The organism is Citrobacter sp. Cpa228 (assembly GCF_030333085.1).
Lineage (GTDB): Bacteria > Pseudomonadota > Gammaproteobacteria > Enterobacterales > Enterobacteriaceae > Citrobacter > Citrobacter pasteurii.
Map to the genome: position 1 here is coordinate 114011 of NZ_JAOWGQ010000030.1, position 12949 is coordinate 126959.

The window sequence follows — 12949 nt, forward strand, 5'->3', positions numbered from 1 at the left end:
TCTTCCCCTACAGAAACGCTCTCAACCTTATGAAAGGAGTGGGTGATGAACACAATAATAAAGCGCACAAAAGTGCGTTACGGCATTCTGATATTTCTGTTTCTTGCCACCGTATTTAATTACGCCGATCGCGCGACGTTATCCGTGGTGGCTCCGATAATGAGCAAAGAATTAGGTTTTGATCCTGAAGCAATGGGGCTGGCCTTTTCCGCTTTCGGTATTTCTTATGTCATTATGCAGTTGCCTGGCGGCTGGCTACTTGATCGTTACGGTTCTCGTCTGGTTTACGGTTGCGCCCTGATTGGCTGGTCGCTGGTGACCATGTTCCAGGGCACAATTTATCTGTACGCCAGCCCACTGGTCGTATTGATTATCTTACGATTACTGATGGGGGCCATTGAGGCTCCGGCCTTTCCGGCCAACAGCCGATTAAGCGTGCAGTGGTTTCCGAATAACGAACGCGGTTTTGTCACCTCAGTTTATCAGGCCGCGCAATATATCTCGTTAGGGATTATTACGCCGCTCATGACGATTATTTTGCATAATCTCAGTTGGCACTTTGTTTTTTATTACATTGGTGCGATTGGCGTTATTCTTGGCATCTTCTGGCTGGTGAAGGTCAGAGATCCTATGCATCATCCAAAGGTAAACCAACAGGAAATTGACTATATCCGGGAAGGCGGTGGTGAACCGTCACTGGGCAATAAAAAAGAGCCGCAAAAAATTACCTTTACGCAAATTAAGAGCGTCTGCGTCAATCGCATGATGATTGGCGTTTATATCGGGCAGTTCTGCGTGACGTCAATTACCTGGTTCTTCCTGACCTGGTTTCCTACCTATCTGTATCAGGCGAAAGGCATGTCGATCCTCAAAGTGGGATTTGTCGCCAGTATTCCTGCTATTGCCGGTTTTATCGGTGGATTATTAGGTGGCGTGTTCTCCGACTGGCTACTAAAACGCGGCTACAGTCTGACTGTCGCCCGTAAGCTGCCGGTTATCTGCGGAATGTTACTTTCCTGCGTCATCGTTATTGCCAATTATACTTCATCAGAATTTGTGGTTATCGCCGCGATGAGTCTGGCGTTTTTCGCCAAAGGCTTTGGCAATCTGGGATGGTGCGTACTCAGCGATACCTCACCTAAAGAGGTGCTCGGCATTGCTGGCGGCGTATTCAATATGTGCGGCAACATGGCAAGTATCATTACGCCGCTGGTGATCGGCGTGATTCTGGCGAATACCCAGTCATTTGATTACGCCATTCTGTACGTTGGTTCGATGGGGCTGATTGGCCTGATTTCTTATCTGTTTATCGTGGGGCCGTTGGATCGTATTACGCTGACGCCTTCTGCTGCGTAATTTAAACTTATGGCGATAGTTCGCCCGCTGTTCCGGGAATTGCACTCCTGCGGAACAGCGTTTTTTTATTCAAATAATCTTATTGCTTTTCAGGACAGTACGCAGCCGCGGGATTTGACAAACTGCGTCCGCGATGGCGCTAATATTCGGCGTATTATCCTGGAACCAGTCATGTCCGGGCCCCCAGGTGCGCATAACGGCAATATAAACGTCCAGCAACGTGAGCTGCTCGCCGAAGGCGTACGGCTCGGCGCTTAACTGCTCGTTCAGCCACATATAAAGAGATTTACGGTACTCAATACAGCTCTTTTTCAACTGCGCCGGAGCATCTGGCGCCCAGCGTTCGGGATAATCAGCATAGGTAAACGTGGGGGAGACATTTGCCACCAGCCAAATCAGCAGACGCTGAAACTGTTGGCGTTCGGTGCGGCCAACGGGTGGCGCAAATTCAGGACAACGATCGAGTATCATCAGCGCGATCGCCGCCGTTTCCGTCATCACATTGCCATTTTCCAGTACCAGTGTGGGCACCTGGCACAGCGGATTCATTTTTTCTAGCAATGCCCGCGAAGGCCCGTCGCTGTCAAAGCCGTCCACATTAATAAACGTGTAAGGGATCTCCGCCAGTGTAAGCATCACTTCACTGATGGCCGATCCCCAGCCCGGCACCCCATAGACTTTCATCATGCTGCAACCCTCAATGTTAAAACCCTAAGTGTAGAGCAGCATGCGTGAATCTATGCAGTCATCATTATTACTCTCATAATAACAATATCCGTGCCAGAACCAACATCAGGAGAATAAGAGATGCGTTCGAGTATGTTTGAATACATGAGCATTTTTGTGCAGGTCGTGGAGCAAGGGGGATTTGCCAAAGCCGCCGATGTGTTACACCTGCATCGCCCTGCTGTAACCAAAGCGATTCAACATCTTGAAGATGATTTGGGCGTAAAGCTGCTTAACCGTACCACCCGCAAAGTGAGTCTGACGGATGAGGGCGACGCTTTTTATCAGCGCACAAAAATATTACTCGGTGATGTTGATGACATCATGGCCTCTTTCTCCCCCACTCGCCCTCCGCGCGGAAAACTCAGGGTGAATGCCCCCCTGTCGCTGGCGCATTCTGTATTAGTCCCGGCCCTGAACGATTTCCAGTCGCGTTACCCGGATATTGAGATTGTCCTCACCTCCACCGACCGCAGAATCGATCTGCTTGCCGAAGGTATCGACTGCATGATTCGCATTGGCGAGTTACAAGACTCTTCTCTGGTTTCACGACGGCTTGGCGAGGTAAAAATGGTGACATGCGCATCCCCGGACTATTTGCAAAAACACGGCGTACCGCAGACGCCAGAGGATTTATCCCGACATCAGGCACTTAACTTTTTCAGTGAACGTCATCGTGAAGCGCTGGAATGGTCCTTCGTCCGTGAGGGTGAAACCGTGTCGTTCATCCCCACAGGTCACATCAGCGTTGATAACTCCGACATCCTTTTGACAGGCTGTTTATCCGGACTCGGTATCATCCGCGGTGTACACGCGGTACTGGCTCCCTGGATCCAGTCGGGCAAGCTCGTTGAGGTGCTGGGTGACTATGCGGGGGAAGCAAAACCCGTTTCCGTGCTCTACCCGAGCAGGCGTCATCTTGCCCCACGCGTGCGGGTGTTTATTGACTGGTTGTGTGCGCTTTTTACTGAGCAAAAAACGCGCCTGCAGGGATTATTACAATCTGAGTAATAGTTAAGTTCCGCAACGGCGGTTTTTCACCCTCATCTGAGCCGTTAAATTGTGCAGACCCAATACAGAACAATTTACAGAGGTTTGCTATGTCAAAGGTCGTGGTTTTTAATCAACGAGGCGACGCTGAGGTTCTGACACTCCAGGATATGCCGGTTCCGGCTCCTCGTGCGGATGAAGTTCAGATACGCGTACGCGCAATCGGCATTAACCGGGCGGAAATTATGTATCGTACCGGCCAGTATATTTACCAACCCAAATTCCCGGCGCGTCTGGGCTATGAGGCTTCCGGCGTTGTTGAATCCGTGGGAGACAACGTGCGTGAGTTTGCGCCCGGCGATAGCGTCAGCGTCATCCCGGCGTTCAGCTTCCATGAGTATGGTATGTACGGTGAAGTCGTCAATGCTCCAGCCCACGCTGTCGTAAAACATCCCGAGAATCTTAGCTTCGAGGAAGCCGCGGCGAGCTGGATGATGTATACCACCGCATTCGGCGCGCTGGTGGAATACGGTGATATTAAACCCGGCGATAACGTGTTGATCAATGCCGCTTCCAGCAGCGTCGGGCTGGCAGCGATACAGATAACCAATATGCTCGGGGCAAAACCGATTGCGATGACGCGTACCAGTGAGAAACGTGCCCAGCTTCTGCAACTTGGCGCGGCAGAGGTTATCGCCAGCCAGGAGCAGGATCTGGTGGCGGAGATTAACCGGATCACTGACGGCAAAGGCACCCGCGTGGTCTTCGACCCGGTCGGTGGCCCTGGCGTGGCAAAAATTGCCCAGGTGATGCCTGCCGGCGGACTCTTTTTCCAGTATGGCTCTCTTGATGCGCGTGATTTATCGATTCCGGTAATTGAGATCCTCGGTCGCCATCTGACCTTTCGTGGTTATGAGATTTTCGAAATCACTACGGATCCGGAAAAACTGTCACGTGCGAAACGGTTTATCGTTGAAGGACTGCAATCCGGTCAGCTCAAGCCACTGATTGATAAAACCTTCGCTTTTGATGACATTGTCAACGCGCATCAGTACATGGAAGCTAACGGTCAGGTGGGCAAAATCGTCGTCACCCTGTAACCCCTGTGCGGCACAGCCTTGTGCCGCAAATTACCCTCACAACACTTTCGACAAAAACTGCTGCGTGCGCGTATGACGCGGATGATTCAGCACCTGCTCGCTGCTGCCCTGTTCGACGATTTTGCCATCAACCATAAACACCACCTGATCCGCGACTTCCCGGGCAAAACCAATCTCGTGCGTCACCACCACCAGCGTCGTGCCGGACTTTGCCAGCGCTTTGATGACATCCAGGACTTCGCCCACCAGTTCAGGATCGAGTGCGGAAGTCGGTTCATCAAACAGCATCACGCGCGGATTCAACGCCAGCGCACGAGCGATGGCAATACGCTGCTGCTGTCCGCCGGACAGGTGACGCGACCAGGCATCGGCTTTATTTCGCAGCCCAACCGCATCAAGCAGCGTTAATGCCCGTTCGGTAGCGGCTTTACGCGATGCCAGCCCGTGGGCTATTGGCGCTTCAATCAGATTTTCCAGCACCGTCAAATGCGGGAACAAATTAAAGTTCTGAAACACATAGCCCACGTTGACGCGCTGGCGCAGGATTTCAGCTTCTTTCAGCTCATACAGCTTGTCTCCCTGCCGACGATAGCCGATATAGTCGCCATCGATTTGAATAAAGCCTTCGTCAACGCGCTCAAGATGGTTAATGGTTCGCAATAACGTAGATTTCCCCGACCCCGATGGCCCGAGAATCACCGTTACCGTACCGGGAGGGATCTCCAGCGACACGTCATCGAGCGCTTTATGGCGACCGAAGTACTTGCTGACGCCGGTAATGGAAATATGGCCTTCAGGCGAGTGGGACATGGACGGTCTCCTGCGACGAAATTTGACGGTCGCGTTTAACTGCGCGACTTACCCGGGCGGTGTTAATAGCGGATCGTCGTTCACTGCGTGCCAGCGCGCGTTCAACCAGGTGCTGAATTAATGACAAAACGCTGGTGATCACCAGATACCACACGGCTCCGACCATCAGCAGTGGGATCACCTCCTGGGTGCGGTTGTAGATCATCTGGATGGTGTAAAACAGTTCCGGCATCGCCAGCACGTAAACCATCGCCGTACCTTTCGCCAGACTGATAATCTCATTGAACCCGGCAGGCAAAATGGTACGCAGCGCCTGCGGCAGGATTATGCGCAGCGTACGCCGCCAGGCCGGTAGACCCAGCGCGGCTGCGGCTTCGTACTGACCATGATCAACCCCAAGAAACCCGCCGCGAATAATTTCTGCGGTATAAGCACTTTGCACCAGCGTCAGACCTACCACCGCAGTGGAAAACTGACCCAGTACATTGATGGTCGCGAAACTGCCCCACTGAACGTTGGTAAACGGAATGCCAATCGCCAGCGTGTCGTACAGATACGAGAAGTTATACAAAATGATCAGCACCACGATCAGCGGCAACGAGCGAAACAGCCAGATGTATCCCCATGCCAGGCTATTCAACAACCAGGATGAGGAGAGCCGGGCCAGTGCCAGCAGGCCACCGAACATGATACTCAGCAGCGTGCCGATGAGCGTCAGCAGCAGCGTTTGTCCAAGACCAGACAAAATCACCGGATCGAAGAACCAGCGGGTAAACACGCCCCACTCCCAGCGCGGATTAAACGCCACCGACTGGACAATCACCGCCAGTACAAACAGGGCAATAATCGCCCCTACGGTGCGCAGCGGATAACGTGCCGGGACGACTTTGATGGTTTCCGTCGTTTTCATCTTTTCTCCTCAGGCAATTCTCGCCTGACCGGCGACAGTCAACAGTTTGGTAAAGCGCAGCCGTCCGTCAAACGGTGGCTGGCTGTACTCTTCGGGATCCCGCGCAATATCAAATTGCGGATCGTAGCCCTGACTTAAGTACAGCTGAACCGCCTCCGGCTGACGAAAACCGGTGGTCAGGTAGATACGACTGTAGCCTGCCAGTAGCGCCCGTCGCTCCAGTTCCTGTACCACGCGTGCCGCCAGCCCCTGCTTACGCAGGGTGCTCTGGGTCCAGATACGTTTAATCTCAGCCGTGTCCTGGTCATAAGGTTTGTAGGCTCCGGTAGCAATAATCTTGCCGCCGCGCTCCAGCACCACAAAGATCCCCTGCGGCGCCAGATACCATTCGGTTAGCTCCACTTCAGCATCACGGGAAAAATAATCACCATAGCGGGCGGCATACTCACCAAACAGTCCGTTAAGGATTGGCTGCAGTTCTGCCGCTTCAGGCGAAACAACGCGGAATTGATCGCTCACGTAGCCCCCTTAGTCGCCTAAACCAGCCGGATTGATTTCAGATTGCGGAATGCGCTCCACGCCTTCGCCCCAGCGGTTCAGCACCTTGTCATAGTCGCCATTGCCGATCACACCGTTGAGCGCGGTTTGTACCGGCAGAACCAGACCGCTGTCTTTTTTCAGCGTCACGGCAATATGTGCCGCTTTTGGCCAACCGCCATCAACGCTGCCCACCAGTTGCGTTTTGCCGTTGAGCGCAGCTTTCCACGCGCCGATAACGTTAGGACCGAAATAGGCATCGGCACGACCTGACTGTAGCGCCAGCGTCTGAGCAGCATCATCTTTGGTATACACCGGCGTAAATGCGGGCAATCCTTTCTTCAGGTTCTCTTCGTTCCACGCCAGCAGGATAGCTTCCTGGTTCGTCCCCGAACCGACGATGATACGCAGACCGGCAATATCTTCCGCCTGCTCTATTTTCTTCAGCTTGCTGCCGGTTTTGACGTAAAAACCAAGGGAATCTTTCCGATACGTCGCAAAATCGAATTTTTCTTTGCGCGCTTTGGTGACGGTAATATTGCTGATCGCGGCATCATATTTGCCGGAAGCCACACCCAGCGGCCAGTCCTCCCATGAGGTGGGCACCACGTTCAACTCCAGCCCCAGGCTGTCGGCCACCAGACGTGCGATGTCCGCTTCGCTGCCGATGAGCGTTTTATTATCATCGGCAAACACGGTCAGCGGCGGCTGGCTCAGCCCGGCGATAGCGACCGTGAATTTACCCGGTACAGCAAGGTGCAGGTTGGTGGGCAACTGTGCAATCGCCTGCGGATTTTTTGCTGTGTTGATCGGCGTTTTATTGGCCTCCAGGCTCACGCCGGTACCGTTGATGGTGACGTCATTTGCCCAGACTGTCGCGCTGAAAGCCAGTGACAGCGCAAGAAGTAGTGATTTTTTCTGCATAGCGTTTTTCTCTTATTGTGTGAATTGATTTGCAGGTGTCGCTAATCCCAGGCTTGCGCGCAGAGTCGTACCGGGATAGTCGTGGCGAAATAAACCGCGCGCCTGAAGCACGGGAATAACCTGTTCGACAAACCGTGGGAAGGTATCTGGCGTGCCCCCCTGAATGATGAAACCATCGGCGGCTTGCTCCTCGAACCACTGCTGCAGACCATCAGCAACCTGCGCCGGTGTTCCGCTAAAACGTGGACGTGGACTGGCAGCTTCCTGCGCCACCTGACGCAGGGTTAATCCCCGTTCCCGCGCATTGCGCTTGATCTCGTCAGTGGTACTGCGAAAACTGTTTTCCCCGAGGGTGCCAAGATCCGGGAACGGTGCGTCCAGCGGGTACTGGCTAAAATCATGATGTTCAAAATAGCGTCCCAGGTAATTCAGCGCGTCGGTGATGGAGACCAGCGCGGAGGTGGTTTGATATTGCTGTTCAACGTCCTGTTCGCTGTCGCCCACAATAACGCTGACACCCTGGAATATATGCAGTTGTTCGGCATGTCGCCCGCTAGTTTCGAGCTGGCTTTTTACATCCTGATAAAACGCTTTGGCCTCTGCCAGCGACGCCTGATGAGTAAAAATAGCGTCAGCATGCTGCGCCGCTAATTTTTTACCATCTTCAGATGCCCCAGCCTGAAATATAATTGGTCGTCCCTGCGGCGTACGGCCAATATTTAAGGGGCCGGCCACCTGAAAATAATCACCATGATGATTGAGTGTGTGCAGCTTTTGGGGGTTAAAGAATTCACCGCTCGCTTTATTACGGGTAAACGCATCGTCTTCCCAGGAATCCCACAGGCCTTTCACCACCTGTAAATATTCATCGGCAATGCGATAACGCTGGGCATGTTCCGGGTGCTGCGCCCGCGAATAGTTTTTTGCCGAGCCTTCCAATGGCGTTGTCACCACATTCCACCCGGCGCGCCCCTGGCTGAGATGGTCCAGGCTGGCGAACTGCCGTGCGGTCGTAAATGGCTCGCTGTATGACGTAGATACCGTGCCCACCAGTCCCAGATTTTTGGTTATGCTCGCCAAAGCGGATAATACCGTGAGCGGTTCAAAACGATTTAAAAAATGCGGAATTGATTTTTCATTAATATACAGTCCGTCGGCGACAAAAATAAAATCCAGCTTTCCTTTTTCCGCAATAAGCGCCGTCTCTTTGACAAAATCAAAATTAATGCTGGCATCGGCCTGAGCCTTCGGATGACGCCATGCGGACATATTTCCCGATGCGCCATGCAGAATCGTGCCGAGCCGTAGTTGTCGATTTCCAGCCATAATAATCCCTACCCAACAGGTAAATTAAAGGTGTGCGAATGCCGTTTTTGCTAAATGTACAAAATAGTGTGCGGCAGGTTCAATTAAACGTTCGTCTGGATTAAATCCCGGATGATGTAATCCATATTCACTGGCGCTGCCAATACTGACAAATGCGCCGGGCGTATTTTGCAGATAGACGGCAAAGTCTTCTCCGCCCATATGCAGGTCGGCATAGTGCGTGGTGTAACCGGAGTTTTTTGCCACTTCGGTAGCAATCTCTGCCCAGCGTGAGTCGTTCACCAGTGCGGTCGGTCCCGCATGCCAGATTACGTCGATTTGAGCGCCAAAGGCGTGGGCAAATCCGGCTGCGATATCGTTGACCCGATTTTTAACCTGCTGCTGCACCTGCGTACGGTGCGTCCGGAGCGTTCCTTCCAGCTCAACGGACTCAGGCAGCACGTTCCATGTATTTCCGCCCTGAATGCGGGTGACGCTGAGCACGACTGAATCCAGCGTGTTAACGTCGCGACTGGCAACGCTTTGCAGCACCGTTACCAGCTGACTGGCGAGCAGGATGGCATCTTTGCCTTCATGCGGACGCGCCGCATGTGCGCCCTTGCCATTAATGCGCAGCACGAAGCGATCGACATTGGCATAAAATGCGCCGCCGCGTGTGGCAAAATCACCTACCTCCAACCCGGGCTCGTTGTGCATGCCAAAGATCGCGGCCACATTTTGCAGGGCTCCGGCGCGGATCAGCGTTTTTGCGCCGCCGAAACTCTCTTCAGCTGGCTGAAACAAAATACGCACGCGTCCCGGTAGTGTGTTTTCTTCCTGCTTAAGTAACAGTGCGGCGCCGAGCATCACGCTAGTGTGAACATCGTGCCCGCAGGCGTGCATCACTCCCGGCGTGAGGGAGCGAAACGGCACATCGGCGCTTTCTTCTATCGGTAACGCATCGATATCCGCTCGTAGCGCGATGACATTTTCTCCCTGACCGATTTCGGCAACCACTCCGGTTTTCAGATTGAACGGCAATAGAGTGACATCTGCAGCATGCAACCAGTCACGAATACGCGCTGTTGTCGCCACTTCCTGGAGAGACAGCTCCGGGTGCTGATGTAGCTCGCGACGCCAGTCGATAAGCTGTGAGGCTAATGACATCAGACAACCTCCATCGTGCTATGGGCTTGCGCTAACAGGCGTAACGATGTCAGGCGCGCCTGACCTTCGGCCACCGGCGTATCGATAATGAATTCATCAATACCGTATTGCACCTGCAGTGAACGCAGTGTTGCCACCACCTCCTGGGCACTACCCTGCAGTAACGCCTGCTCACGCCGGGCAATTGTTCGTGGTGCGCTGCCCGCCTGCGCAGCGAAAGCCAGCGCCTGCTCTTCGCTGGCGACGGTGACGCGTTGTCCATCCTCCAACTCGACGCCCCAGATTTGTACATCTTCCGCCAGTTGCGCAGCCATATCACTGCTGTCAGCCACAATAACCTGCACGGCGACAATCGTTGGACGTGAACTGTTGGCCTGCCAGAAGCTCAGGACATCATGCAGTAACGCTTTATCGCCGTTCAGGTGCGCCGCGAAAATAAAGTTCCAGTCAGACTCTGCCGCCAGGCGTGCACTTTCTACGCTCGCGCCCAGCACAAATCTTTGTGGCGGTGCAGGCGGGAGCGGTGTCGGGAATACCGTCTGCCCGCTTTCTGTCCCGGTCAGCGCCAGCCAGGCGTTCAGCTGAGCAAGCTGATCAGCGAAACTGCCTTTTTCTTCCTGATGAAGACCCAACTGCAATGCCTGCGTTGACAGCGGTAAGCCGCCTGGCGCTTTGCCAACCCCAAGATCGACACGTCCCGGCGCCAGTGAGGCCAGAAGATTAAAGTTTTCCGCTACTTTGTAGGGGCTATAGTGTTGCAGCATGACGCCACCAGAACCCACGCGAATGCGCTGGGTTTGTCCCAGTATCCAGGCGATCACCAGTTCCGGTGATGGGCTGGCAAGTTGCGGCGTATTGTGATGCTCAGCTATCCAAAAACGATGATATCCCCACTCTTCTGCGCGTTGTGCCAGGCGCAGCGTGCGGGCCAGTGCGGTTGCGGCAGTTTCACCTTCCCCGATGGGGCTTTTATCCAGAATACTCAGGCGGTATGACATGTTGCAGGCCTATATTTGTTAACATGTCAGTATTATTAAATTATCAAATAACCATATAGAAACATTTAATTCACATTTGCTCAGCTAAAAAACAGATAACCAACCCCGAAGCAGTCAGGGATAACCTTCATACCAACAGGAATCAAACTTCCGGTTTTGAACGCGGCACAATGCAGAAAAAATGACTTGTATTTGCATACTACAAAATATAATAGGTTTTTTATTGATACTGTAAAGACGGCAACATCCTTTTCGTTTGATTTATTTTTACGCACGCGTTCAGCAATTAATTTAATTTAAGTCAGACTAAATACCTGCCTGTGTTATGCGCTTGTATTAATTGTTTCATTTTTATGAAAGAGACATGGATTCCACGCATTAATTTTTTTATTTTAAATACTTTCACAGAACTGATGATTAGTAGAGAATGCAGCGTTTCTTATTAAAATGGTTTAAAACAGCTTTTTAATATCCCCTGGTATTATTACGGGGATCTTTGTATGAATTATACATACCATCATGGGGCCTTTATGAAAAGTAACATGCCCGTTACACAAATTGAGCACACACTTAACGGTAAAGCGACGCTACTATCGACGACAGATAAAGAGAGTCATATTACCTATGCAAACTCCGCGTTTATCGATGCCAGTGGTTTTAACGAAAGTCAATTAATGGGTGAACCGCATAATATTATTCGCCATCCGGATATGCCTCCAGCTGCGTTTGCTGACATGTGGTACACGTTGCAGCAGGGTGACAGTTGGACAGGAATGGTGAAAAACCGGCGTCAAAACGGTGACCACTACTGGGTACGCGCCAACGTCACGCCCGTTTGGCACAATGAAAAGTTAACGGGTTACATCTCAGTGCGTACTGTTCCTTCGCGAGACGAAATATCTCAGAGTGAGCAGTTGTATGAAAAAATAAATAATCAACAACTTAGCGGGTTCCGTCTTTTTAAGGGTATTATCATTCGCCGTGGCATATTGGCATGGACGTCAATGTTTAAATGGTTGAGTATTAGTCAACGCGTCAATTATGCTTTGGGAGTAGTTACCCTGATCTCTTTGTTATTAATCTTCGCCCCCGTAAATCACTTTATTCAATCCGGCGGTTTACTGGCGTTATTTCTGTTATTTGCCATTTACCTTAAGTACCAAATTTGTCAGCCAGTTAATACACTATTGACTCAAATGAAGAAAGTCGTATCCGGGCGAAAACCCGATAACTGCCATTTAAATCGCGTAGATGAAATCGGCATGTTAATGCGACTGGTTAATCAGTCCGGACTTAATCTAAATTCACTGGTTGATGACGTCAGTACGCAAATATCCGGGATTCAGGCCATCAGCCAACGCGTTTCTAAAGAAGGTATCGCGCTGCATACACGTTCTGAAGAAACATCCGCGGATCTTCAGCAAACCGCTGCCGCCATCGAAGAAATTGGTAGTGCAGTGCAGCAAACTGCAGAGACGGCGGCGCATACCATGACGATGGCCGATAAAACCAGCACCAATGCCGCTGAAGGCGGCGATATTATGAAACAAACTATCGCCATGATGCAGGCGATCTCTCGTGATAATGGTCAGATTGTCGACATTATTGGCGTAATTGATAGCATCGCCTTCCAGACAAATATTCTGGCGCTCAACGCGGCTGTTGAGGCGGCGCGTGCCGGAGAGTCAGGGCGTGGTTTTGCCGTCGTGGCCGCGGAGGTGCGCAATCTTGCGCAACACTCTGCATCAGCGGCAAAAGAGATCAAACAGCTTATTGAGAAGAACGTCGCTAACGTCAATACCGGTGTAAAAATGGTTGAACAGACAGAAACGCATCTCACCGGGATGATCAGCGATGTATTACAGATGTCGATGATGATTAAAGACATTAGTCTGGCAACGCGGGAGCAAACCCAGGCGCTGGATCTGATTAATGATTCCATTTCGCGTGTTGGTACCATGACGCACAATAATGCCGAGATGGTGGAGCGTGTCACTGACGCGACTGCCGATTTAACGCAGCGCTCATCGCGATTGCAGCAAGCCGTGCAGGTCTTTGGCGTGTCGGCATAAGGCAAATAGCGCTCATTCTGCTGACGATCAGGATGAGCGCATTCCTTCGCATTT

The 12949-nt window shown here is 52.0% G+C and carries 12 protein-coding genes; 4 read left to right on the plus strand and 8 right to left on the minus strand.

The window, feature by feature from the left end:
* Nucleotides 1-45: 45 nt before the first annotated feature.
* Nucleotides 46-1356 (plus strand): MFS transporter, encoded by a 1311-nt coding sequence (locus tag OGX91_RS00850; protein ID WP_040231023.1) that lies wholly within the window; start codon nucleotides 46-48, stop codon nucleotides 1354-1356.
* A 69-nt stretch (nucleotides 1357-1425) separates the two neighbouring features.
* Here the strand turns inward: OGX91_RS00850 and OGX91_RS00855 are convergent, their stop codons facing one another.
* A complete protein-coding gene (locus OGX91_RS00855) occupies nucleotides 1426-2043 on the minus strand; it encodes a glutathione S-transferase family protein (protein WP_286625171.1) in 618 nt (205 codons plus the stop codon).
* A gap of 120 nt (nucleotides 2044-2163) precedes the next feature.
* On the opposite strand from OGX91_RS00855, the gene OGX91_RS00860 reads away from it, so the two are divergent.
* Together OGX91_RS00860 and OGX91_RS00865 are read left to right on the plus strand one after the other, a co-directional pair.
* Nucleotides 2164-3093, plus strand: a complete 930-nt coding sequence (locus OGX91_RS00860; RefSeq protein ID WP_286625172.1) for a LysR family transcriptional regulator — start codon at nucleotides 2164-2166, stop codon at nucleotides 3091-3093.
* A gap of 89 nt (nucleotides 3094-3182) precedes the next feature.
* Complete coding sequence (locus OGX91_RS00865; protein ID WP_005126779.1) at nucleotides 3183-4172, plus strand: zinc-dependent alcohol dehydrogenase family protein; 990 nt, start codon at nucleotides 3183-3185, stop codon at nucleotides 4170-4172.
* 36 nt (nucleotides 4173-4208) lie between these two features.
* Here the strand turns inward: OGX91_RS00865 and OGX91_RS00870 are convergent, their stop codons facing one another.
* From OGX91_RS00870 to OGX91_RS00895, 7 genes are read right to left on the minus strand one after another with little or no spacing between them, the layout of a single operon-like run.
* Nucleotides 4209-4982 (minus strand): amino acid ABC transporter ATP-binding protein, encoded by a 774-nt coding sequence (locus OGX91_RS00870; RefSeq protein ID WP_005126776.1) that lies wholly within the window; start codon nucleotides 4980-4982, stop codon nucleotides 4209-4211.
* Nucleotides 4966-5892 carry an amino acid ABC transporter permease gene (locus tag OGX91_RS00875; protein ID WP_199947021.1) on the minus strand — a complete coding sequence of 309 codons (927 nt, stop codon included), beginning with the start codon at nucleotides 5890-5892 and terminating at the stop codon, nucleotides 4966-4968. Before OGX91_RS00875 ends, OGX91_RS00870 begins: the two co-directional genes overlap by 17 nt.
* Before the next feature lie 9 nt (nucleotides 5893-5901).
* Complete coding sequence (locus tag OGX91_RS00880) at nucleotides 5902-6411, minus strand: GNAT family N-acetyltransferase (protein ID WP_005126774.1); 510 nt, start codon at nucleotides 6409-6411, stop codon at nucleotides 5902-5904.
* Between the two features lie 9 nt (nucleotides 6412-6420).
* Nucleotides 6421-7353 carry an ABC transporter substrate-binding protein gene (locus OGX91_RS24135; RefSeq protein WP_005126773.1) on the minus strand — a complete coding sequence of 311 codons (933 nt, stop codon included), beginning with the start codon at nucleotides 7351-7353 and terminating at the stop codon, nucleotides 6421-6423.
* 12 nt (nucleotides 7354-7365) lie between these two features.
* Nucleotides 7366-8679, minus strand: coding sequence for an LLM class flavin-dependent oxidoreductase (locus OGX91_RS24140; protein WP_199947020.1), 1314 nt, complete (start codon nucleotides 8677-8679; stop codon nucleotides 7366-7368).
* Between the two features lie 24 nt (nucleotides 8680-8703).
* Nucleotides 8704-9825 carry an amidohydrolase gene (locus tag OGX91_RS00890; RefSeq protein WP_286625176.1) on the minus strand — a complete coding sequence of 374 codons (1122 nt, stop codon included), beginning with the start codon at nucleotides 9823-9825 and terminating at the stop codon, nucleotides 8704-8706.
* Nucleotides 9825-10823, minus strand: coding sequence for an MsnO8 family LLM class oxidoreductase (locus OGX91_RS00895; protein WP_286625177.1), 999 nt, complete (start codon nucleotides 10821-10823; stop codon nucleotides 9825-9827). Before OGX91_RS00895 ends, OGX91_RS00890 begins: the two co-directional genes overlap by 1 nt.
* A gap of 530 nt (nucleotides 10824-11353) precedes the next feature.
* Here OGX91_RS00895 and OGX91_RS00900 point away from each other — a divergent pair.
* Nucleotides 11354-12895: a methyl-accepting chemotaxis protein gene (locus OGX91_RS00900; protein WP_005126769.1), complete on the plus strand. Its 1542-nt coding sequence runs from the start codon at nucleotides 11354-11356 to the stop codon at nucleotides 12893-12895.
* Nucleotides 12896-12949 lie beyond the last annotated feature (54 nt).

Coding starts and splice junctions, on each gene's coding strand:
- OGX91_RS00850 (WP_040231023.1), top strand. CDS start 46: ATGAACACAATAATAAAGCGCACAAAAGTGCGTTACGGCATTCTGATA.
- OGX91_RS00855 (WP_286625171.1), bottom strand. CDS start 2,043: ATGATGAAAGTCTATGGGGTGCCGGGCTGGGGATCGGCCATCAGTGAA.
- OGX91_RS00860 (WP_286625172.1), top strand. CDS start 2,164: ATGCGTTCGAGTATGTTTGAATACATGAGCATTTTTGTGCAGGTCGTG.
- OGX91_RS00865 (WP_005126779.1), top strand. CDS start 3,183: ATGTCAAAGGTCGTGGTTTTTAATCAACGAGGCGACGCTGAGGTTCTG.
- OGX91_RS00870 (WP_005126776.1), bottom strand. CDS start 4,982: ATGTCCCACTCGCCTGAAGGCCATATTTCCATTACCGGCGTCAGCAAG.
- OGX91_RS00875 (WP_199947021.1), bottom strand. CDS start 5,892: ATGAAAACGACGGAAACCATCAAAGTCGTCCCGGCACGTTATCCGCTG.
- OGX91_RS24135 (WP_005126773.1), bottom strand. CDS start 7,353: ATGCAGAAAAAATCACTACTTCTTGCGCTGTCACTGGCTTTCAGCGCG.
- OGX91_RS24140 (WP_199947020.1), bottom strand. CDS start 8,679: ATGGCTGGAAATCGACAACTACGGCTCGGCACGATTCTGCATGGCGCA.
- OGX91_RS00890 (WP_286625176.1), bottom strand. CDS start 9,825: ATGTCATTAGCCTCACAGCTTATCGACTGGCGTCGCGAGCTACATCAG.
- OGX91_RS00895 (WP_286625177.1), bottom strand. CDS start 10,823: ATGTCATACCGCCTGAGTATTCTGGATAAAAGCCCCATCGGGGAAGGT.
- OGX91_RS00900 (WP_005126769.1), top strand. CDS start 11,354: ATGAAAAGTAACATGCCCGTTACACAAATTGAGCACACACTTAACGGT.